This is a genomic window from Amycolatopsis sp. NPDC114504 (assembly GCF_055633595.1).
On the sequence record NZ_JBVKDU010000005.1, the window covers coordinates 677,851 to 696,709 of the forward strand.

21 protein-coding genes are annotated in these 18,859 nt (G+C 72.4%); 8 read left to right on the forward strand and 13 right to left on the reverse strand.

Annotation, left to right across the window (positions count from 1 at the left end):
• Window positions 1-8: 8 nt before the first annotated feature.
• The 3 genes from ACZ7PG_RS39205 to ACZ7PG_RS39215 are packed head-to-tail and all read right to left on the reverse strand — an operon-like array spanning window position 9 to window position 2,393.
• The gene (locus ACZ7PG_RS39205; RefSeq protein WP_470244252.1) at window positions 9-989 is read right to left on the reverse strand and encodes a helix-turn-helix transcriptional regulator; all 981 of its coding nucleotides are present in this window, start codon (window positions 987-989) and stop codon (window positions 9-11) included.
• On the reverse strand, window positions 986-1,969 hold the full coding sequence (locus ACZ7PG_RS39210) for a helix-turn-helix transcriptional regulator (protein WP_470244253.1): 984 nt from the start codon (window positions 1,967-1,969) through the stop codon (window positions 986-988). Before ACZ7PG_RS39210 ends, ACZ7PG_RS39205 begins: the two co-directional genes overlap by 4 nt.
• A 10-nt stretch (window positions 1,970-1,979) precedes the next feature.
• Window positions 1,980-2,393 carry a winged helix-turn-helix transcriptional regulator gene (locus tag ACZ7PG_RS39215; protein WP_470244254.1) on the reverse strand — a complete coding sequence of 138 codons (414 nt, stop codon included), beginning with the start codon at window positions 2,391-2,393 and terminating at the stop codon, window positions 1,980-1,982.
• A 91-nt stretch (window positions 2,394-2,484) separates the two neighbouring features.
• On the opposite strand from ACZ7PG_RS39215, the gene ACZ7PG_RS39220 reads away from it, so the two are divergent.
• A complete protein-coding gene (locus tag ACZ7PG_RS39220) occupies window positions 2,485-3,183 on the forward strand; it encodes an SDR family oxidoreductase (protein WP_470244255.1) in 699 nt (232 codons plus the stop codon).
• On the opposite strand, the gene ACZ7PG_RS39225 is transcribed toward ACZ7PG_RS39220, so the two are convergent.
• Window positions 3,180-4,205 carry a WD40/YVTN/BNR-like repeat-containing protein gene (locus ACZ7PG_RS39225; protein WP_470244256.1) on the reverse strand — a complete coding sequence of 342 codons (1,026 nt, stop codon included), beginning with the start codon at window positions 4,203-4,205 and terminating at the stop codon, window positions 3,180-3,182. The two genes, ACZ7PG_RS39220 and ACZ7PG_RS39225, sit on opposite strands and share 4 nt — an antisense overlap.
• 62 nt (window positions 4,206-4,267) lie before the next feature.
• Window positions 4,268-5,626 (reverse strand): Pup--protein ligase, encoded by a 1,359-nt coding sequence (pafA, locus tag ACZ7PG_RS39230; RefSeq protein WP_247023269.1) that lies wholly within the window; start codon window positions 5,624-5,626, stop codon window positions 4,268-4,270.
• Between the two features lie 142 nt (window positions 5,627-5,768).
• Between pafA and ACZ7PG_RS39235 the strand changes: the two genes are divergently transcribed.
• From ACZ7PG_RS39235 to ACZ7PG_RS39245, 3 genes are all read left to right on the forward strand, one after another.
• Window positions 5,769-7,253, forward strand: coding sequence for a phosphatase PAP2 family protein (locus ACZ7PG_RS39235; RefSeq protein ID WP_470244257.1), 1,485 nt, complete (start codon window positions 5,769-5,771; stop codon window positions 7,251-7,253).
• 103 nt (window positions 7,254-7,356) lie between these two features.
• Window positions 7,357-8,553: an alpha/beta hydrolase gene (locus tag ACZ7PG_RS39240; RefSeq protein WP_470244258.1), complete on the forward strand. Its 1,197-nt coding sequence runs from the start codon at window positions 7,357-7,359 to the stop codon at window positions 8,551-8,553.
• 41 nt (window positions 8,554-8,594) lie between these two features.
• Window positions 8,595-9,281 (forward strand): hypothetical protein, encoded by a 687-nt coding sequence (locus tag ACZ7PG_RS39245; protein WP_470244259.1) that lies wholly within the window; start codon window positions 8,595-8,597, stop codon window positions 9,279-9,281.
• A 267-nt stretch (window positions 9,282-9,548) separates the two neighbouring features.
• Here the strand turns inward: ACZ7PG_RS39245 and prcA are convergent, their stop codons facing one another.
• From prcA to dop, 4 genes are all read right to left on the reverse strand, one after another.
• Window positions 9,549-10,352, reverse strand: a complete 804-nt coding sequence (gene prcA, locus ACZ7PG_RS39250; RefSeq protein WP_470244260.1) for a proteasome subunit alpha — start codon at window positions 10,350-10,352, stop codon at window positions 9,549-9,551.
• A 53-nt stretch (window positions 10,353-10,405) separates the two neighbouring features.
• Window positions 10,406-11,260: a proteasome subunit beta gene (gene prcB / locus ACZ7PG_RS39255; protein ID WP_470244261.1), complete on the reverse strand. Its 855-nt coding sequence runs from the start codon at window positions 11,258-11,260 to the stop codon at window positions 10,406-10,408.
• Between the two features lie 111 nt (window positions 11,261-11,371).
• Window positions 11,372-11,566 carry a ubiquitin-like protein Pup gene (locus tag ACZ7PG_RS39260; protein ID WP_013226725.1) on the reverse strand — a complete coding sequence of 65 codons (195 nt, stop codon included), beginning with the start codon at window positions 11,564-11,566 and terminating at the stop codon, window positions 11,372-11,374.
• 86 nt (window positions 11,567-11,652) lie between these two features.
• Entirely contained in the window at window positions 11,653-13,155 is a 1,503-nt protein-coding gene (dop, locus tag ACZ7PG_RS39265) for a depupylase/deamidase Dop (protein WP_470244262.1), read from the reverse strand.
• 42 nt (window positions 13,156-13,197) lie between these two features.
• Here dop and ACZ7PG_RS39270 point away from each other — a divergent pair, with 42 nt between their 5' ends.
• The gene (locus tag ACZ7PG_RS39270) at window positions 13,198-13,716 is read left to right on the forward strand and encodes an NUDIX domain-containing protein (RefSeq protein ID WP_470244263.1); all 519 of its coding nucleotides are present in this window, start codon (window positions 13,198-13,200) and stop codon (window positions 13,714-13,716) included.
• Here the strand turns inward: ACZ7PG_RS39270 and ACZ7PG_RS39275 are convergent.
• The 3 genes from ACZ7PG_RS39275 to ACZ7PG_RS39285 are packed head-to-tail and all read right to left on the reverse strand — an operon-like array spanning window position 13,707 to window position 15,647.
• Window positions 13,707-14,318, reverse strand: a complete 612-nt coding sequence (locus tag ACZ7PG_RS39275; RefSeq protein WP_470244264.1) for a hypothetical protein — start codon at window positions 14,316-14,318, stop codon at window positions 13,707-13,709. The two genes, ACZ7PG_RS39270 and ACZ7PG_RS39275, sit on opposite strands and share 10 nt — an antisense overlap.
• Window positions 14,319-14,370: 52 nt before the next feature.
• A complete protein-coding gene (locus ACZ7PG_RS39280; RefSeq protein WP_470244265.1) occupies window positions 14,371-15,312 on the reverse strand; it encodes an aldo/keto reductase in 942 nt (313 codons plus the stop codon).
• Window positions 15,309-15,647, reverse strand: a complete 339-nt coding sequence (locus tag ACZ7PG_RS39285) for a hypothetical protein (protein WP_470244266.1) — start codon at window positions 15,645-15,647, stop codon at window positions 15,309-15,311. Before ACZ7PG_RS39285 ends, ACZ7PG_RS39280 begins: the two co-directional genes overlap by 4 nt.
• Window positions 15,648-15,693: 46 nt before the next feature.
• On the opposite strand from ACZ7PG_RS39285, the gene ACZ7PG_RS39290 reads away from it, so the two are divergent.
• Together ACZ7PG_RS39290 and ACZ7PG_RS39295 are read left to right on the forward strand one after the other, a co-directional pair.
• A complete protein-coding gene (locus ACZ7PG_RS39290) occupies window positions 15,694-16,032 on the forward strand; it encodes an ArsR/SmtB family transcription factor (protein ID WP_470244267.1) in 339 nt (112 codons plus the stop codon).
• 64 nt (window positions 16,033-16,096) lie between these two features.
• Window positions 16,097-16,990 (forward strand): TIGR03620 family F420-dependent LLM class oxidoreductase, encoded by an 894-nt coding sequence (locus ACZ7PG_RS39295; protein WP_470244268.1) that lies wholly within the window; start codon window positions 16,097-16,099, stop codon window positions 16,988-16,990.
• Here ACZ7PG_RS39295 and ACZ7PG_RS39300 read toward each other — a convergent pair.
• Entirely contained in the window at window positions 16,967-17,812 is an 846-nt protein-coding gene (locus ACZ7PG_RS39300; protein WP_470244269.1) for a DUF3626 domain-containing protein, read from the reverse strand. The genes ACZ7PG_RS39295 and ACZ7PG_RS39300 overlap by 24 nt on opposite strands.
• Before the next feature lie 97 nt (window positions 17,813-17,909).
• Here ACZ7PG_RS39300 and ACZ7PG_RS39305 point away from each other — a divergent pair, with 97 nt between their 5' ends.
• Window positions 17,910-18,842 (forward strand): DMT family transporter, encoded by a 933-nt coding sequence (locus tag ACZ7PG_RS39305; protein ID WP_470244270.1) that lies wholly within the window; start codon window positions 17,910-17,912, stop codon window positions 18,840-18,842.
• Window positions 18,843-18,859 lie beyond the last annotated feature (17 nt).

Genomic DNA, 18,859 nt, shown 5'->3' on the forward strand with positions numbered 1-18,859 from the left:
CGATCACCCTAGTGGTCGCAGGTTGACGGAAGGTGACGGGCTCGGGCCACCGCGTCGGCGGCGCGGCGGCCGACGTCCGCCGCGAGGTCGGCCGGGCTCTCCACCAGCGCTTCTCCGCCCAGACCCAGGACGAGGCGCACCATCCACGACTGGTCGGCGTAGCGCATCCGGATCCGCAGGCGGCCGCCGTCGAGCTCGTCGAGCTCCTCGCACGGGTAGTACTCGGCTACCCAGCGTGCGTCCTGATCGAGGACCAGCACCGCCTCCCGCTGGTCGGGACGCTCGCGGAAGACCCCCTCGGAAATGTCGGTGGGGTGGGCGTGCGCGGGCGGGCGCGACGGCTCGTCGAGGACCGTCAGCTCGTCGATCCGGTCGAGCCGGAACAGCCGGACGCCCTCCGCGCGGCGGCACCAGGCCTCCAGGTAACCGACCGCCTGCACGATCAGCAGCCGCATCGGGTCGACCGTGCGCTCGGTGACCTGGTCCTTGGACGCGGTGTAGTAGCGGATCCGCAGCGCCCGCCCGTCGCGCAGCGCCCGGGCGACCTCCTCGCGGGTCCGCGCGGTCTTCTTGCCCTCGCGCACCCCGCCGCCGACGACCACGCCGGCGGGCTGGGCCTGCCCGGCCGCGGACTCGATCTTGGCGATGGAGCGGCGGACGGCGTCGCCGTCGAGCACGCCCGGCGTCTCGGCCAGCGCCCGCAGCGCGACCAGCAGCGCGGTGGCCTCGCCGCCGGTGAGCCGCAGCGGGCGGTTCATCCCGGCGTCGTGGGTGACGACGATCGTGTCGCCCTCGAAGGACAGGTCGATCAGGTCGCCGGGCCCGTAGCCGGGCAGCCCGCACATCCACAGCAGCTCGAGGTCCTTGCGCAGCTGCTTCGGCGTGACGTCGAAGTCGTGCGCCGCCTCGTCGACGCGGATGCCCGGGCGCGCGAGCAGGTAGGGGACGAGCGCGAGCAGCCGCGGCATCCGGTCGGTCGACCCGCTCACCGGCCGCTCCCCTGCCGGGCCACGACGGCTTCGAGCCGATCCTGGACGGTCTTGGCCAGCACGTCGGGTTCGAGCACGACGACGTCGGGGCCCTGCGCGGTGAGCCAGTCGGCCGCCGACTCCGGGAAGTACAGCCCGATCTCGACGAGGTCGCCCTCTTCGCCGTCGATCGAGCAGCGGCCCAGTACGGTGCCGCGGCGGCGGACCCCGGCGGCCCGGCCGTCGGCGACCCAGAGCCGCGCGGTGGTGACCGGGGCCGGTTCGGACTCCCCCGTCACCGACACGAGCTTGAGCAGGTTGACGCCCTCGGGCCGCCGCACCTCGCCCGGCTTGCCGACCGGGCGGACCTGGCCGGTGACACGGGACAAGCGGAAGCAGCGGGTGGCGCCGCGGTCGCGGTCGTGCCCGACGACGTACCAGCGGGCCCGCCACGACACCACGCCCCACGGCTCCAGGGTGCGCATGATGCGTTCCGGCGAGCCACTGCGGCGGTACTCGAAGCGGACGGCCTGGCCGTTCTGCACCGCGGCCAGCAGCGGCCCGAACGCGGGTTCGGCGCGCACCCGCGGCTCGACGATCGTGGGGGCCTGGTCGTCGACCTCCAGGCCGGCGGCGCGCAGCTTCACCAGCGCGCCCTGCGCCTGGCCGGTCAGCTCCGGGGAGTCCCACAGCCGGGACGCCAGGGCGACGGCGGCGGCCTCGTCGGGGGCGAGGTCGATCTCGCCGAGCTCGTAGTCGCGGCGGGCGATGCGGTAGCCCTCGATGGCGTCGAAGGCGGAGTTGCGGCCGGTCTCCAGGGGGATGCCGAGCTCGCGCAGCTCGGTCTTGTCCCGCTCGAACATCCGGAAGTAGGCGTCGTCGCTGGCCGCGTCCCCGTATCCGGGCACGATGCCGCGGATCTTCTCGGCAGTGAGGTACTGCCGGGTGGACAGGAGGGCCAGCACGAGATTGACCAGCCGTTCGGCGCGTGCGGTGGACACCCGGTAGAGCCTAGCCCGCGCCGTCCGGCCCGATCGTGAGGTCCGGTGTGCGCGCGTCGTAATCGGTCCTCGCGGCGGCCACCGTGTCGAAGTTCTCCTCGGCCCAGTCCTTGAACCCGGCCATCAGCGCGCGGAGGCTTTCTCCCAGCGGCGTAAGGGAATAGTCGACGCGCACGGGCACCGACGGGGTCACTTCGCGGCGCACGAGACCGTCGCGTTCGAGCACGCGCAGGGTCTGGGTGAGCATCTTCTGGCTGACTCCGGCGATGCGCCGCGAAAGGTCGCTGTAGCGCCGCGGGCCGTCACCGAGCGCGACGAGGACCAGGCTGACCCACTTGCCGGCGATCTCGTCGAGGAGCTTGCGGGTGGGGCAGGTGGCGAGATAGGCGTCGTGCCGCCCTCGTTCCGCCGCGGGAGTGGGCACCGGGCGAGCCTCCTCGTGCGGTCGGCGACGTGCTTCCCGATGGAGAGTAGCTCCCCGGGCGTGCGCCGGGAATCCTCCCTAGCCTGGAGGCATGGCTGATCGCGTTCTCCTCATCACCGGCGCCTCCCGCGGGCTCGGCGCCGCCACCGCCCGGCTCGCCGCCGCGTCCGGGTTCAAGGTCGCTCTCGTGGCCCGCAAGGCCGACTCCGTCACGTCCCTGGCCGGCGAGCTCGGCGAAGACCGGGCGATCGCGCTCGGGGCCGACGTCGGCGACTGGACGAGCATCTCCGGCGCCGTCGACCAGGCCGTCGAGCGGTTCGGGCGGCTCGACGCCGCCTTCGCCAACGCCGGGATCGGCGTCGGGACCTCGTTCTTCGGCACCGACGACCCCGACCCCACCCAGTGGGAGGCGATGGTCCGCACCAACGTCCTCGGCGCCGCCTACACCGCCCGCGCGGTCCTGCCCGCGCTGAAGGAGTCTTCGGGCCACCTGCTCATCACCGGCTCGGTCGCCGGCCGCTACATCCGGAACGCGAGCCTGTACTCGGTGACGAAGTGGGCCGTCACCGGGATGGCCGGCGCGATCCGCGAAGAAGCCGTCGGGACCGGGGTGCGCGTCACGCTGATCAACCCCGGCATCACCGACACCGACATCCTCAACGACGACCAGCGGAAGAAGCCGAAGCTGGACGCCGACGACATCGCCCGGGCCGTGCTCTACGCGCTCTCCCAGCCGCCGTCGGTCGACGTCAACGAGATCATGGTCCGCCCGACCGGCCAGGCGCTCTAGCGGCTCAGGCGGGCGACGCGGCCCTGGCCGCCACTGGCCCAGCAGCTCGTCCCGGCGCAGTCCACGGAGTCGAAGCTGCCGGTGTCGAACGACGTCCAGTGCCGCCCGCCGTCCGGGCTGTAGTCGCTGCCGCCCGTGCCGACGGCGATGACGCTCCCGCCGCGCCAGGCCAGCCCGGAGCGGTACCCGGCGGGGTACTGCCCCGGGGTGCGCCAGGTGCGGCCGCGGTCCTGGGTCAGCGCGACGGCCGGGCCGGGCGCGGTGGGGTTCGCGTAGTCGCCGCCGATCGCGATGCCCTGGCCCGCGGTCCGGAAGGCGACGGCGAACACGCCGGCCGACGGGCTGCTCGGCAACGGCGTGTCGGACGCCGTCCAGTGGCGTCCGCCGTCGCCGGAGTGCAGGACGCGGGCGGTGGCGCCGCCGCCGGTCGCGAGCCAGGCGTCGAACGGCCCGGCCGTGGTGATGCACTGACCGCTGGCGGCGAAGCCGGCCTCGCCGGGCAGCGCGGGTGGGAAGCCGCTGTCGGGTACCTGACGCCAGCTGCGGCCGCCGTCGAAGGTGGCCTGGACGCGGAAGTGGCCGTCGACCGGGTCGCTCATCGCGAGGCCGCGCCACGGGTCGAAGAAGGCCAGGCAGTCGTAGAACGCGGTGGCCTCGGTGTTCTGGAACGTCTGGCGCCAGTGCGCGCCGCCGTCGTCGGTCCGGTAGACCCGGGAGTCGGTGCCCGGGCCGATCGAGAGGGTCACGGCGTGGTCGGCGTCGAAGGCCTCGATGTCGCGCAGTTCGAGCGTCTCGGCCCCGGGCGGGCCGACGGACTTCCAGCTCGCCCCGCCGTCGGTGGTCCGCAGGACGGTGCCCTGGGTGCCGCTGACCCACGCGACGCGGGCGCTGACGGCGGACAGGCCGCGGAACTGGGCGGTGACCCCGGTGGCCTTCACGTCCCACTTCGGCGGGTGCTCACCCGCCGACGCCGGGACCGCGAGCGAGACCAGCAGGGCGCACACAAGCAGCACGACACGCATGCGGGAGATCCTGCCGCACCCGCCCGGCGACTTTCGTAGGGTTCACCGGGCGGGCGGCGAGGCTAGAGCGAGCTGATCAGCCGTTCGACCCGCTCGTCGACCGAGCGGAACGGGTCCTTGCACAGGACCGTGCGCTGGGCCTGGTCGTTCAGCTTCAGGTGCACCCAGTCGACCGTGAAGTCGCGCCCGGCGGCCTGGGCGGCGGCGATGAAGTCGCCGCGCAGCTTCGCCCGGGTCGTCTGCGGCGGGGTGTCCTTGGCGGCCTCGATCTCGCCGTCGTCGGTGACCCGGCGGACCAGGCCCTTGCGCTGGAGCAGGTCGAAGATGCCCCGGCCGCGGCGGATGTCGTGGTAGGCCAGGTCGAGCTGCGCGATGCGCGGGCTGGAGAGGTCCAGGTCGTGCTTGTGGCGGTAGCGCTCGACCAGGCGGTGCTTGATCGCCCAGTCGATCTCGGTGTCGATCTTGCCGAAGTCCTGCTGCTCGACCGCGTCCAGCGCCCGGCCCCACAGCTCGATGACGCGCTCGTTCGCCGGCGTCGTCCCGTTCTCCTTGAGGTGCTGGACGGCCCGGGCGTGGTACTCGCGCTGGATGTCCAGCGCCGACGCCTCGCGCCCGCCGGCGAGGCGCACCTGGCGGCGGCCGGTGAGGTCGTGGCTGATCTCGCGGATCGCCCGGATCGGGTTGTCGAGGGTGAAGTCGCGGAACTGGACCCCGGCCTCGATCATCTCGAGCACCAGGTTCGCCGAGCCGACCTTGAGCATGGTCGTCGGCTCGGCCATGTTCGAGTCGCCGACGATGACGTGCAGGCGCCGGTAGCGCTCGGCGTCGGCGTGCGGCTCGTCGCGGGTGTTGATGATGGGCCGCGAGCGCGTGGTCGCGCTGGAGACGCCTTCCCAGATGTGTTCCGCACGCTGCGAGAGGCAGTAGACGGCACCGCGCGGGGTCTGCAGCACCTTGCCGGCGCCGCAGATGAGCTGCCGGGTCACCAGGAAAGGCAGCAGCACGTCGGCGATCCGGGAGAACTCACCCGCGCGGGTCACCAGGTAGTTCTCGTGACAGCCGTAGGAGTTGCCCGCCGAGTCGGTGTTGTTCTTGAACAGGAAGATGTCGCCGCCGATGCCCTCGTCGGCCAGCCGCCGCTCGGCGTCGACCAGCAGGTCCTCGAGGATCCGCTCGCCGGCCTTGTCGTGCGTGACCAGCTGGACCAGGTCGTCGCACTCGGCCGTCGCGTACTCGGGGTGCGAGCCCACGTCGAGGTAGAGCCGGGAGCCGTTGGACAGGAAAACGTTCGAAGAACGGCCCCACGAGACGACCCGCCGGAAGAGGTAGCGCGCCACCTCGTCCGGGGAGAGCCTGCGCTGGCCGTGGAAGGTGCACGTGACCCCGAACTCGGTCTCGATGCCAAAGATCCGCCGCTGCATGCCACCAGAGTAGGCGCTGGACCCCCTTCGACGGTGCGCCGTTCGGGCGTCGACACGCCCCCGGTGTGCCACAGACGGTGAAATCCCCCCGATTCAGGCACGATTGGAGCACTGCTCTTGACGACTTGGGGAAGGCGACTCCTTGACACACCAGCTCATCCAGGCCTTCCGGCGGGTCGGGCGCACCGACCGCGCCCTCATCCGGCGCAGTGCCGCGCTGCCGGCCACGAAAGCCGACGACGCGCTGATGGCCCTGTCCAGATCGGCGAACAAGTCCCGGCTCTGGTGGGGCGTCGCCGCGCTGCTGGCCGTGCAGAAGGGCGCGACCCGGCGCGGCGCGTTGCGCGGGATGGTCGCGATCGCCGGGGCCAGCGCCGCGGCGAACCTGATCGGCAAGCCGCTCTTCCCCCGCCGCCGCCCGGCCGAGGAGGAGGTGCCCATGCACCGCCGCCTGCGGAAACGCCCGACGTCGTCGTCGTTCCCGTCCGGTCACTCCGCCTCCGCGGCGGCCTTCGCGACGGCGGTGGCGCTGGAGTCGCCGCGCGCCGGTCTCGCCGTGGCACCGCTCGCGCTGGCCGTCGCCTACTCCCGCGTCCACACCGGCGTCCACTGGCCCTCCGACGTCGGCGTCGGCCTGGGCATCGGGGTCGGCGTCGGCCTGGCGACCCGGCACTGGTGGCCGCTGCACGACGACGTCCCGGCCCGCACCGCCCACGACGCGGACGCACCCGAGATGGTCGACGGCGACGACATGCTGGTGCTGGTCAACCCCAAGTCCGGGATCGACGGCCAGGACCCCACCGAGGACGCCCGGCACGCCTGGCCCAAGGCCGAGATCATCAACCCTGACCCCGGCCAGGACCTGATCGCCCAGCTCGAAAGCGAGATCGACGCCCGCGGGACGGTCCGCGCGCTCGGCGTCGCGGGCGGCGACGGCACCGTGGCCGCGGTCGCCGCGGTGGCCGCCGAACGCGACCTGCCGCTCGCGCTGATCCCGGCGGGCACGCTCAACCACTTCGCCCGCGACGTCGGCGTCAGCTCGATGCCCGACGCGGACGCGGCGACCGAGAGCGGCAACGCCGTCGGCATCGACCTCGGCGAGGTCGAGATCGCGGAGGGCGACGGCGGCACGGCTCACCGCTGGTTCGTCAACACCGCCAGCCTCGGCGGCTACCCGGAGATGGTCCGGCTGCGCGAGAAGCTGCAGGAAAAGCACCCCAAGTGGCCCTCGGCCGCGATCGCGCTGACCCGGACGCTGCGGCACGCCAAGCCGCTGACCGTGCGCCTCGACGGCAAGCTCACCCAGGTCTGGCTGCTGTTCGTCGGCAACGGCACGTACGCGCCGAAGGGCTTCGCGCCCAGCCGGCGGCCCGCGCTCGACACCGGCCTGCTCGACGTCCGCTACCTGCGCGCCGACCTGCCCTACTCCCGCGCGCGGTTCCTGCTGGCGATGGTCACCCGCACGCTCGCGGCCAGCCACGTCTACCAGGAGCTGGACGTGCCCGAGCTGGACGTCGAGCTGCTGGACGGCCACCGCCGCGTCGCCACCGACGGCGAGGTCGGCCCGCTCGGCAACCGGTTCCGCTTCCGGTCCCGGCCCAGCGCACTGACCATCTATCGCCTTTAATCTCTCTTTACTTTCTCTCAACGAACCCACAGCGGCCCCTGGCTAGCGTCTTGATCGAGATGCGGGCGACCCTGCCCGCGGCCAGGGGACGAGCGGGGATTCGATGGACGGGCACGGCCTGGCGAGCGGCATCCACCGCGCCGCCACCGACCCGGTGCTGCCCGGCGACATCACCGCGCGCGCCCGTGACCTCGGCCCGTTCGAATCCCCGCTCATCTGGCTCGCGCTGGCCTCGGCCGCCGTCGCGATCCTCGCCGCCGTCGTCGCGTTGTGGCACCGCCGCCGGGTGCGTAAATGGGGCTTCACCGCCTTCGGCGTCCTACTGCTGCTCGCGGGGGTAACTGCCCTGAACAGCTACGTCGGGTACGTGCGCACGTCCGACGACCTCGCGCGCCTGCTGCAGAAGGGGCCCGGCGTCGTCAACCTCGCCGGCCACCTGCTCGACGACGGCAAGGAAGCACCGTCCGACTCCGCGGTGGCGCACCCGGGCTCGGGCACCGCGGCCGCCGGTCAGCGGATCGACGTCGTGAACCTGCCCGACCCCGCGCACGGCGTCCCGTCGGGCAGCAACTACGTCGTCCTGCCGCCCGGCTACGACGCGAACGCGGCGCGGCGCTACCCGGTCGTCTACCTGATCCACGGCTACCCGTTCGGCGGCCCCCGCGACTGGCTGACCTCGGGTGACGCCCCGGGTACCCTGCTCGCCCTGCAGCAGGCGAACGTGATCGAGCCGATGATCGTGGTCAGCGTCGACCTGACGGCCGGAGTGCCCAGCACGGACTGGGAATGCCTCGACGTCCCCGGCGGCCCGCAGCTGGAGACCTACCTCGCCCACACCGTGGTCCCGGCGATCGACCAGCGCTACCGCACGGTCGCCGACCGCGGCCACCGCGCGCTGGGCGGCATGTCCGGCGGCGGCTTCGGAGCGCTCAACATCGGCCTGCACCACGTCGACGAGTTCGGCACCCTGCTGATCGCCCTCCCCTACGACGACCTCAACGACTCGGTCGGCGTCCTCGACGGCAACCGCGCCGCCATCGCCGCCAACACCCCGCGCCGTTACCTGCCGACCATGACGTTCTCCGCGCCGATCTCGGTGATGCTGGCGGTCGGCACCGGCGCCCCCACCGACGTGACGACGGCCCACCGGATCGCCGACGCCCTGCACGCCCGCGGCCAGGAAGCGGTCGTCCACGCCGAGCGCGGCTTCAACCACACCTGGCACACCGCCCGGGCGACGCTGCCGTACCTGCTGGCGTTCGCGGACCAGAACTTCCGGGCCTCGCCGGCGACGTCCTGAGTTCGGGACGGGTCCCCGGGACCCCTGGCTACGGTCGCCGCGTGCGCCTCGGTTCCCTGGTCCTCGCCGTGACGGCGGCCTTGGCCGTCTCCGCCTGCGGGCCGCTGGACCCGCTCCCGTCCGCGGCTGCCCTGCTCGACGAGTACGCCCGGTCGACGACGGTGAAGAACGACCGGTTCACCGGAACCGGGTCGAGCGAGGAGCGGGCGAAGTACCTCTTCGCCAACTACCCCGGCGGACGGCTCTTCGGTGCCCTGCTGGCGACGTTCCGGTGCGGCGCCGGCGACCAGCACGGCCCGTGGCCCTCCGACAAGTGCGACCTGACCGACGAAGTCCGCCGAGCGGCCGGCGACGGCGACCTGTACGCCCGGTCGCTGCTGGTCAAGCACGAACGCGGCACGCTCGAACTGCTCACGCTCTACGTCGTGCGCGGCGCCGGGAAGTCCCTGGCCGTCGACCGGACCGGCCGCGGCTACACCGACCTGGCGGACTTCCGCGCCCACAACGACCTGCTGACCCCCGAAGACCTGGTCATGACCTCGGCCGACATCACGGCGGTGCCCGGCGGGAACACGGTCGTCGTCACCGGGCACACCCCGCGGACCTGGCCGTGGTGGCTACTGGGCGGAAGCATCGCCGCCGTCGCCGCGCTCACCGCGGTCCTCGTCCTGCTCCGGCGGCGGGCGAAGGCCCGGTTCGACGACCTCTTCGGCCCCGGCGCCACCTGATATCCGGTTGTGGCGAACGCGATCCCGGAGCCCCGCCGAAGGCGACCGGCTCGCCCGCACCCCGCACGGCCGGCGTCACGGCCTCGGTCGGCGACGCACCCGCCGCGGGCTTCACCGGCACCGCCGTCTTCGGCGTCGAGGGTCCTTCGGAGCCCGCGCTCGACTCGGCGGGGCTGTCCCGGTTCGACCGGCTCGCCGTCGCCCGCCGGCCCGCATGACGAAGGCGGGGGCGCGGTCACCGACCACGCCCCCGCCTTCCGTGCAGCTCTACTCGCTTTCCGGCTTGCCCTCGGGCTCTTCGCCCTGCGGGTCCGGCACCGGCAGCAGCGCGTCCAGCGCCGTGCCCGTCAGACGGCGGAACGAGCGGCGCGGGCGGTCGCGGTCCAGCACCGCCACCTCCAGCTTGATCGGGTCGGCCTCGCCGTTGCCGTTCGCCGACGACGAAGCGGCAGCCGACGACGAGGAGCCCGCCGAAGCCGTCGTCGAGGTGGTCGCCGGCTGGGTCGGCGTCCGCAGCGCGGCCACCGCCACCCCGAGCGCCGCCTGCAGGTCCAGGCCGTCCTCGAACGTTTCCTTCAGCTTCGCCGCGATCTTCTCGTTCTGCCCGCCCATGACGGTGTACTGCGGCTCGTCGAAGATCGACCCGTCGTAGGTCAGCCGGTACAGCTGGTCCTCCGCCGAGCTCGCCCCGACCTCCGCCACGCAGACCTCGACCTCGAACGGCTTCAGCTGCTCGGTGAAGATGCTGCCCAGCGTCGCCGCGTAGGCGTTCGCCAGCGCCCGCGCGCTCACGTCACGCCGGTCGTACTGGTAGCCCTTGAGGTCCGCATGTCGGATCCCCGCCACGCGCAGGTTTTCGAACTCGCTGTAGCGCCCGACCGCGGCGAAGCCGATCCGGTCGTAGATCTCGGACACCTTGTGCAGCGTCGCCGACGGGTTCTCCGCCACGAACAGCACGCCGCCCGCGTACTTCAGCACCACCACGCTCCGGCCGCGCGCGATGCCCTTGCGCGCCAGCTCGGAACGCTCCCGCATCAGCTGCTCGGGAGAGGCATACAACGGCATCGTCACGGTGTGCGCTCCAGGTTCTTCGGTGTTCCAACGTTCACTGGTTCAGCCCCGCGTCAGGAGAGCCGGCTCTGGTGGCGCTCGATCCGCCCCGCCACCACGGCTTCCGCGACGGCCGCGGTCTCCGACTCCGGCAGCTGCACGGCACCGCGCTCGGCGGTGATCGTCACGACGCTCGGGAAGATCCGCCGGACCAGGTCCGGCCCGCCCGACGCCGTGTCGTCGTCCGCCGCGTCGTACAGCGCCTCCACCGCGACGCGCGTCGCGGCCTCGGCGTCGGCGTCCGGGTCGTGCAGCTTCTTCAGCGCGGATTTCGCGAACAGCGAACCCGAACCGATGCCCGCGTAGCCGCCGTTCTCCTCGTAGCGGCCGCCCGCGGCGTCGTACGAGACGATCCGCCCGGCGTGCTTCGCGTCCTCGGCCTCCAGGTCGTAGCCCACGAACAACGGGATCGCCGCCAGCCCGGCCATCGCCATCTCGAGGTTCGCCTTGACCATCCCGGCCAGCTTGTTCGTCTTGCCGTCCAGCGACAGCGAAACGCCCTCGATCTTCTCGTAGTGCGCCAGCTCGACGGCGTACAGCCGCACCATCTCCACGGCCAGCCCCGCCGTGCCGGCGATGCCGACGGCCGAATACTCGTCGGTGACGTGCACCTTTTCGATGTCGCGGCTCGCGATCATGTTCCCCGACGTCGCCCGCCGGTCACCCGCGATCAGCACACCGCCCGCGAAAGTCAATGCGACGATCGTCGTCCCGTGCGGCACGCCCAGCTCCGCCACGCCACCGCTCACCCGCCGCTCCGGAAGCAACTCCGGCGCCTGCACGCGCAGGAAGTCCGAAAACGACGACGTCGCCGACGAGAAGTACGCGGCCGGCAGCGCGGGACCCGAGATGCCCCTGGTGTTGTCCATACGTGCTCAAAAATCCCATCTGTGCGGGCCGGAACCCCGCGCGCGGCGTGCCGTCACGCGGGACCCGGCCGCCGGCTGAACGGTCGGCGTGGGCGCGGGGCCCCGGGCGGCCTACTCGCCGCCCTTCTGCACGTAGGCACGGACGAAGTCCTCGGCGTTCTCTTCGAGCACGTCGTCGATCTCGTCCAGGATCGTGTCCACGTCCTCGCCGAGCTTCTCGCGCCGCTCCTGACCCGCCGCGCCGGTGTCGTCGAACTCCTCGTCGGAGTCACCACCGCCGTGCTTTTCGATCTTTTCCTGGGCCATCTCGCCTCCCGGTGTGGCTGATGTTTCCTAGCCTACCCAGCGGCCCCGACATTCGGGGTCACGCCGCGATCGCTGGTGCGTCCCGCCTAGTCCGAACCGGTGAGCGCCTCCACCAGGTCCTCGGCCGTCGCCGACTCGTCCAGCAGCTTCCCGACGTGGGCCTTGGTCCCGCGCAGGGGCTCCAGGGTCGGGATCCGCACCAGCGACTCCTTGCCCACGTCGAAGATGACCGAATCCCAGGACGCCGCCGCGATCGAGGTCGCGTACTTCTCCAGCGCCCGGCCCCGGAAGTAGGCCCGCGTGTCCGACGGCGGGGTCGTCACCGCGGCCACCACCTCTTCCTCCGACACCAGCCGCTTCATCGACCCGCGCGTCACGAGCCGGTTGTACAGGCCCTTCGCCAGCCGCACGTCCGAGTACTGCAGGTCGACCAGGCGCAGCCGCGGCGCGCCCCACGCGAGCTGGTCCCGCTGCCGGTAGCCCTCCAGCAGGCGCAGCTTCGCCGGCCAGTCCAGCCGGTCCGCGCACTCCTGCGGGTCGCGCGCCAGCGCGTCCAGGACCTCGCCCCAGACCCGCAGGACCTCCTTCGACGCCTGGTCGGCGTCCGTGCGCTCCAGGTTCTGCGAGACGATCTCGTGGTAGGCGAACTGCAGGTCCAGCCCGGTGTACTTCTTCCCGTTCGCCAGCGCCACCTGCGCCTTCAGCGTCGGGTCGTGGCTGATCTGGTGCACCGCGCGCACCGGCTCGTCCAGCTTGAGGTCGTCGAACCGGATGCCGGACTCGATCAGGTCGAGGATCAGCGCCGTCGTCCCGACCTTCAGGTACGTCGAGTACTCGGACATGTTCGCGTCACCGATGATGACGTGCAGCCGCCGGTACTTGTCCGCGTCCGCGTGCGGCTCGTCCCGGGTGTTGATGATCCCGCGCTTCAGCGTCGTCTCCAGGCCGACCTCGACCTCGATGTAGTCCGCACGCTGGGAGAGCTGGAACCCGGCCTCTTCGCTCTGCTGGCCGATCCCGACGCGGCCCGACCCGGTCACCACCTGCCGCGACACGAAGAACGGCGTCAGCCCGGCGATGATCGCGGTGAACGGCGTCGACCGGGCGCACAGGTAGTTCTCGTGCGTGCCGTAGCTCGCGCCCTTGCCGTCGACGTTGTTCTTGTACAGCTGCAGCCGCGGCTGGCCGGGCACGGACGCCGCCTTCAGCGCGGCCTCCTCCATCACCCGCTCGCCCGCCTTGTCCCAGATGACCGCGTCGCGCGCGTTCGTCACCTCGGGCGCCGAGTACTCCGGGTGCGCGTGGTCGACGTACAGCCGCGCCCCGTTGGTCAGGATGACGTTCGCCGCGCCCAGGTCCTCGACGTCCGGGTCGTGCCCCGGCCCGCCGGGGCCGGTCAGGTCGAACCCGCGCGCGTCCCGCAGCGGGGACTCCACCTCGTAGTCCCACCGCGCCCGCCTCGCCCGCGGGATGTCGGCCGCGGCCGCGTAGGCCAGCACGACCTGGGTCGAGGTGAGTACCGGGTTCGCCGTCGCGTCGCCCGGCACGGAGATGCCGTACTCGACTTCGGTTCCCATGATCCGCCGCATGTCCACCACCCTACGGGGTCGTCCTAGTGGAACGATGCACCCATGCCAGGCAGTGACGAACTCGTTGCGCTCTATGACCAGGCCGGATCCGAAGTCGGCACGACCACCCGCTCCCGGGTCCGCGCCGAAGGACTCTGGCACGCCGCCGGCGTCGTGCTGGTCCGTTCGGGTGACGGCCAGGCCGTCTACGTGCACCTGCGCACCGCGGTGAAGGACGTGTGGCCCTCGACCTGGGACTGCTGGGCCGGCGGCGTGGTCGCCGCGGGCGAGTCACCGGCCGAGTGCGCCCGCCGCGAACTGGCCGAAGAGCTGGGCGTCCACGGGGTGGAACCCGTTCCGCTGTTCACCAAGGTCTACGACGACGGCCGCAACCGCTGCCACAACTTCGCGTCCGAGGTCCGCTGGGACGGCCCGATCCACCACCAGGCCGAGGAGATCGTCGAAGGCCGCTGGATCCCGCTGGAGGACCTCCGCGCCTGGATCGACGACCCGGCACCCGAACTGCCGTTCATCCCCGACGGCCGCGAAGGCGTCCAGGAATGGTTCCGCCGTTACGGCTGAGCCGCGAGCTTCGCCGCCATCGCGGGCAGCAGCCGCTTCGCCGCGTCCACGGCCCGCGCCTCGGTGCTCGCCGACACGGTCAGCCCGGACACGAGCTTTCCCTTCGCCAGCAACACCGTGCATGTCTTGCCCTCGCACCAGGCCCGCTGACGGTCCACTCCGGCCTGGTCGGGGACGGTCACCGTCTTGCCCGCGCAGTCGGCGTCCGCCACGACCTGCGCGGCCGCCACGTCGGGGTAGGCCGCGACGCGGTGGCGCAGCACCGAACCGCTGGGATAGCGCCAGGACGCGGTCCGGCTGCTCGCCGACACAGTGCCCGTCAGGCACCCCGAAGCTTCACTCGAACCGGGCTGCACGCCTTCCTCGGCGACGTCCGCGTCGGACAGCAGCGCCCGCTCCGCGACCAGGCCCAGGTCGGGCGCCGGCGGCGTGACGGGAGCGGCTTTCGCGGGGCTCACCGGTACTTCGGCGACCGAAGCGGGGGCCGAGGAGGGCGCCGGATCGTCGTAGTACGTCTCGAGGTTGTTCGGATCGGGCCCGTCGCAGCCGGTGAGGCCGACCAACGCGACCGCCGCCAAGGCGACCACCTGTCGATGACGCACCTGCTCCGGCCTCCTGTCGTCCTCGTGTGCCTGCGAAGGGTAGTGCAGTGGCTCAGTCCCACCCCAAGGAGGACCGGTGTCGCCAGTACTCCTCCGGATTTTCCGCGAGACCGGCCAGCGCCGCTTCCTCGTCCGTGCTCAGCGAAAGCGTGGTGGCGCGCAGGTTCGCGGCCAGCTGGGCCGGGCTCGCCGGGCCGAGGACGGCCGTGCCGGCCCACTCTCGCGCCAGCACCGCGGCGACGGCGACCGCATCCGGCCCGGTGCCGTGCGCCGCCGCGACCTCGCGCAGCACCGCGGGCGCCTCCACCGCGAGCCTGCCGTTGGCCAGGGTTTCCTTGACCAGTACCCGCTTCCCGGCCGCGTGCGCCGCGGCGAGCGCAGGCCCGGCGGACGGTTCCAGGACGTTCCACGTCGACTGCACCGCCGAAAACACCGGCCGCCCGGCCACTTCCAGCGCGAACGCGCGCTCGATCGCGGCCGCCTGCGCCGGCCCGGACGTCGAGAACCCGACCGCGACGCCGTTCGCGGACAGCTCCGCCAGCGCCTCGATCAGCGGCTCGTCGGTGAACAGTGGACTGTCCACAGTGAGCGAATGCACCTGGTACAGGCCGACCCGATCCCCCAGCAGCGCCAGGGTTTCCGCCCACTGCGCGGCGAACCGCGCCGCCGAGTGCTCCTTCACCTCGTGCACGTCGGCGTCGAGGCGCCAATCCCCCACGTACGCGTAGCCCCACTTGCTGGAGACCTCGACGTCCGGGTGCCCGCGCTCGGCGAGCCAGCCGGCCAGGAACTCCTCCGAGCGCCCGTACGAGCGGGCGACGTCGACGTGCCGGATCCCCGCGGCGTAGGCGTCGTCGAGCACGGCGAAGGTCGCGGCGCGCATGGACTCGACGTCCCGCCGCGGCGGGAGCGCGCCCTCGCGGCCCAGGTTGATGTAGGCGGGCCGGCCCAGCGCGGCCAGGCCGAGCGCGATGCGCTCCACGGGCGCGCTCACGCCGTCTGCTTGTGCCGGAGGATGGCCAGCCACTGGTCGGCGTTCTGCGCCTGGCGGTGGAGCTTCTCGAGGCGCGCGGCCGGGGCCCGGACGTACCCCTTGCCGAAGACCGGCGCGATCTGGCGGAGGCTCGCGCCGCCTTCGCGGGCGGCGAGCAGGGCCCAGTCGGAGGCGTCGGCGCACGCGGCCGAGGCCCGGCGGAGCTCCCCGAGGATGTCGATCAGCTCCTGGGCGCTCACCTCCCCCGCCTGGACGGCGGCGGCCGTCGTCTCCAGCCAGGCCAGGACGTCGTTTTCGGTGATGGGCGCGCGAGGGCGGCGGGTTTCTTCGCTCACGGCGCGAAGTATAGGTCGTTATACATCGATATACTCGGAACCAGCCATGACGACACGCACCGAATCCCAGCCGGACGCCGAGCGGGTGCTCGACGTGTTCAAGGCGCTCGCGAACCCCGTGCGGCTGCAGGTGCTGCAGTGGCTGCGCGAGCCGGAACGGCATTTCCCGGTGGAGCGGGCCATCGCCGACCCGATCGAGGTCGGCGTGTGCGTCAGCCACATCCAGGAGAAGACGGGGCTCGCGCAGTCGACCGTCTCGGCGTACATGGCCGAGCTGCAACGCGCCGGCCTGGTGCGCGCGACCCGCGTCGGCAAGTGGACGCACTACAAGCGCGACGAAGCCCGGATCGCCGAGTTCGTCGCGGCGCTCGGCCGCTCTCTCTGACCCTCTCCCCCGCCCCAACCGGCGGCCGGTTGACTCATATCGTAATTCTGCAATACTTCGATTCATGGGCACGATCGAGAACATGCGGCTGGGCCGCTACGGCATCTGGACGTTCGACTTCGAAGACCAGCCGGCCGGCCTGATCCGGGACTCCGTGCGGGAGCTGGAAGAGCTCGGCTGGCCCGCGGTCTGGATCCCGGAGACCGACGGCCGGGAAGCCCTGACGCACGCCGGGTTCCTGCTGTCGGTCACCGAGCGCCTCACCGTCGTCAACGGGATCGCGCAAATCCGGTCGCGGGGACCGCGCTGGACCTGCGGCGCGGCCCTGCTACTGGCCGACGCGTACCCGGACCGCCACCTGCTGGGCCTCGGCTTCGGCGCCGGGCAACCCGGCGAGAAGCCGCTTCAGGCGATGAACGACTACCTCGACGCGTTGGACGCCGTCACGAGCGCCAACCCCGAGCCGCCGACGCCGATCCGGCGGCTGCTCGCCGCGTACGGCCCGAAGATGCTGGAGCTGGCCCGGGACCGGTCGGCGGGCGCGCACACCTACCACGTGACACCGGAGCACACCGCCCAGGCGCGGGAAATCCTGGGCGACGGCCCGTTCCTCGGCGTCGAGCACGCCGTGCTCTTCGAAACCGACGCGGCCAAGGCGCGCGAGATCGCCCGCGGCCACCTGCACACGTACCTCACCTCGCGGTACAACGTCGCGAAGTTCCGGAGGCTCGGCTACACCGAAGCCGACCTCGACGGCGGCCGCGGCAGCGACCGGCTCGTCGACGACCTGGTGTTCTGGGGCGACCTGGACACGATCACCGCGAAGCTGCACGCGCACCTCGACGCCGGCGCCGACCACGTCGGCATCCAGGTGATCGGGGTCGAACCGGGCACTTCGGCCATGCCGCACTGGCGCCGGCTGGCCGAAGCGCTGCTACCCGCCGGCGTCGCCGCGTAGGCCGAACCGCGCGGTGCAGTGCCACACGCGCTTGAGCACCTGGGGGTCGTGCCGGCCGGCGCGGACGGCGTCGCCGATGATCCGCGCGTCGAGCCGGCCGTCCCGGGCGATCTCCTTCCCGGCCCGCACGACGTCTTCGCCCCGGTAGTCGGCGTGCTCGACCAGAACCTCGACCGGCAGCCGGAACCCGTGGTGCCAGCGGGTGGGGAACGGCAGCTCGGCGGCCGCCGCCTCGACGTCGGTGCCGCGGAACGCCGGGTCCAGCACGAGCGCCTCGACGTCCGTCGCGAGCCGGAGCGGGCCGTGGACGTGGGCTTCGATGTAGTCGTCGAGCTCGTCCTGGACGTCCGCGTCGGCGAGCGTCAGCAGCGGCATGTGCTCGGCGGTGCCGAAGTCGGCCGGCTCGGCGAAGCTGTCCGGATAGCAGAACGTCGTGCGCGCGAGCACTTCCCGCTTCAGCCGCAGGTGGGACGAGCCGAACCGGACGGAGCCGCCCGCCAGGCGCCGCCGGTGGTCGAGGGAGCCGTACTTCGGCCGGGCCGACGGCGGCAGGTCGTCGTACGCGCCACCGAAGATCCGGTGCTCCCAGCGCCACCGGTCACCGCCGGCGTGCGCGGTCAGGCCGCCGTTGCTCGTGCCCGTCTCGAACTGCGAGCGGTAGACGCCGTCCGTAACCAGGTGCCGCAGCAGCGGCACTTCCCCGGCCAGGCGGTCCGGGTGGAAGTGGACGGTGACGGCCAGGTCGCCGGGCAGCGGCGGCCCGGCCACGCGGCTCGCGACGTGCGCGACCGCTCGCCGCCACGGTTCTTCCCCCCACGCCATGGGCGGCAGCCTACCCCGACGGGTATAGGTCGTTATACAGAACGAGAGGTCCGATAACCGCTGGCTTCACTCCCGGCGGCCCGGCTTGACTGCGGGCATGCGGTTCGGAGCGACGGAGTTCGGTGTCCCGGTGCGGTTCGCGCTGCTGGCCGCCGTCTGGGGTGCGAGCTTCCTGTTCATCAAGGTGGGCCTGGCCGGGCTCTCCCCCGGCCAGATCGCCCTCGCGCGGGTCGCACTGGGCGCACTCGCGCTGGCCGCCGTGCTGCTCGCGCGCCGGCGCCCGCTCCCCCGCGATCCCGTGCTGTGGGGCCATCTCGCGGTGGTCTCGGTGCTGCTGTGCGTGGTGCCGTTCCTGTTGTTCTCGTGGGCGGAACAGTACATTTCGTCCGGTTTGGCCAGCATCTTCAACGCGACGACCCCGCTCGTCACGATGGTGCTGGCCGCCGCGGCGCTCCCCGAAGAGCGGTTCACGCCACCGCGCGCGCTCGGCCTGTCGCTCGGTTTCCTCGGCGTGCTCACGATCGTCGGGGCGTGGCACGGCATCGACGTCTCGCACGAACTGACGGCGCAGCTCGCCTGCCTCGGCGCCACGACGTGCTACGGCGCGTGCTTCGTCTACATGCGCCGGTTCGTCTCCCCGCGGGGCGTCGATCCCGTCGTGGTCGCGTTCGGCCAGACGGGCTCGGCGACAGTCATCCTCAGCCTGCTGGCCCCGGCGGTCGCGGTGACGCCGGTCCACCTCGACCTCGCGGTGGTGGCGAGCATGGTCGCGCTCGGTGTTTTCGGCACGGGCATCGCGTATGTCTGGAACGTCCGCATCATCGCGGCCTGGGGCGCGGCGAACGCGTCGGCAGTGACTTACCTCACACCGGTTGTCGGCGTCCTGCTCGGCGTGCTCGTGCTGGGCGAACCGGTGAGCTGGAACCAGCCGGCCGGCGCGCTCCTGGTGGTGCTCGGCATCGTCGCGGCCCACCGGCCGCCGCGGTCGCGCCGGAGCCGCACCGCCGAGCCCGAACTCGTCAGGCTGTAGGCACGCCGATGGGGCGG